Genomic DNA, 1,735 nt, shown 5'->3' with positions numbered 1-1,735 from the left:
TTTTTCTATCAATTGGCTGCATAAAAAACAATTACATCATTTTCTCTTGCTAGCGCTCTGTTAATGCGACAGAACCCTTTTTGCGAGGTCGGAAAGCCTTGCCGAGCAGGGGCACCAAACGTAACACCCAGCGAGGTATCGTGGCATGGTCGACCTCAATGCCGCGCTCTGCCATCATCTCTTCGAGATTGCGTAGGCTTAGGGCATAGGCCAAATACCAACGGACGCACTGGGCGATGATATCAACGGGGTAATGCAACCGTTTGAAGGCTTTTCGTATCAACGACATTGACGACACCTTTATCAACAAATAAGTGAGATATTACCTAGGCTTTGCTTATTGCAACAGAGCCTCCTCACCTGATAATCTTTGAGGTAATCAAATTGAGTGATACCTGATTACCCCCTTGTTTATTCTGCATTAAGAACAATTTTAAGAGCTTGCTCCTTTGCCGCGTTACCAAAAACTTCATAGGCGGTTTCAATTTCACTTAGCGAATAGCGATGAGTGACCAGCTTTTCGGGTGAAATCTTGCCGGATTGGAGGCTTTTCAACAGCATCGGTGTGCTGCTTGTGTTCACTAATCCTGTCGTGATAGTGATGTTTTTGATCCAAAGATCTTCTAAGTGCAATTCAACGGATTTTCCATGAACACCAACGTTAGCGATATGTCCACCAGCAGTAATGATATCTTGGCAGATCTTGAATGTTGCAGGGATACCAACGCACTCAATTGCGACATCGACACCCAGGCCATCAGTGAGCTTCTGGATGACTTCCACCACATTTTGATGTGTGGGGTTGATGACGGTGTCAGCACCAAACTGTTGGGCGACATGAAGGCGGTTATCATCGGTATCAATCATGATGATATGGGCGGGTGAATAAAACTGGGATGCCAGTAACGCAGAAAGCCCTACAGGGCCTGCGCCGATCAAGGCGAGGGTATTACCCGGTTGCACCTTGCCATTGATGACACCGATCTCAAGACCCGTAGGCAGGATGTCACTGAGCATTAATGCCGCCTCTTCATCAATACCTTCCGGCAGACGGTGTAGGCTGTTATCTGCATGGGGAATACGCACTTTTTCACTCTGCGTGCCATCGATCTTATGTCCAAGTATCCAACCGCCCTCTTCACAATGGGAATAAAGCTGGCGTTTACAATAACGACAACGACCACAAACTGTGATGCAGGAGATAATTACTTTATCACCCACTTTGATATTATGGACAGATTCTCCCACGGATTCGACTATCCCAATCCCTTCATGGCCCAATGTTCGCCCGGCATCTACAGTTGGAACATCCCCTTTGAGAATATGTAGATCTGTTCCGCAAATGGTGGTTTTGATAATGCGGACGATTGCATCGGTTGACTCAATCAGTTGAGGGGGGGCTTTTACTTCCCAATGCTTTTTTCCTGCGCCATGATAAACAAGGGCTTTCATAAGGTCTCTCCCATAGGTTATTTGTTTTTTTGCCGTGTTAGTCCAATTCCTTCAATGAGTGAAAACCACTCAATATTAAAAAGTGTAGTCTCTTTCACAATAAAATTGGAACAAAGACATCGTTCCTCAGTGAAGAGCCATTTTTTCTAATGGGATCTCATCAGACACTGAGTATTTGAATTGCTTATAGGAGATAAAGGCATTTTAAGGGCAGTGTCGCGTTAACGGCGGCAAGTTAGCAAAAGTGGTGTTGCCGGTTATTTAGGCAGCCAGCAAATAGAAT

At 45.4% G+C, this 1,735-nt stretch carries 1 protein-coding gene and 1 pseudogene; both read right to left on the bottom strand.

The window, feature by feature from the left end:
• Positions 1-76: 76 nt before the first annotated feature.
• Positions 77-289: pseudogene (locus tag NXS07_RS19820) on the bottom strand (IS6 family transposase); the annotation flags it as partial.
• 122 nt (positions 290-411) lie between these two features.
• Positions 412-1,452, bottom strand: coding sequence for a zinc-dependent alcohol dehydrogenase family protein (locus NXS07_RS19815; protein WP_038222025.1), 1,041 nt, complete (start codon positions 1,450-1,452; stop codon positions 412-414).
• Between the last annotated feature and the right edge of the window lie 283 nt (positions 1,453-1,735).

This window comes from Xenorhabdus bovienii (genome assembly GCF_024721015.1).
Lineage (GTDB): Bacteria > Pseudomonadota > Gammaproteobacteria > Enterobacterales > Enterobacteriaceae > Xenorhabdus > Xenorhabdus bovienii.
Note: the sequence above shows the minus strand (reverse complement) of the source record. Positions and strands in the feature narration are given on the sequence as shown.

Bases quoted from the DNA above. Each gene is read 5' to 3' on its own strand.
- NXS07_RS19815 (WP_038222025.1), bottom strand. From the start codon at position 1,452: ATGAAAGCCCTTGTTTATCATGGCGCAGGAAAAAAGCATTGGGAAGTA.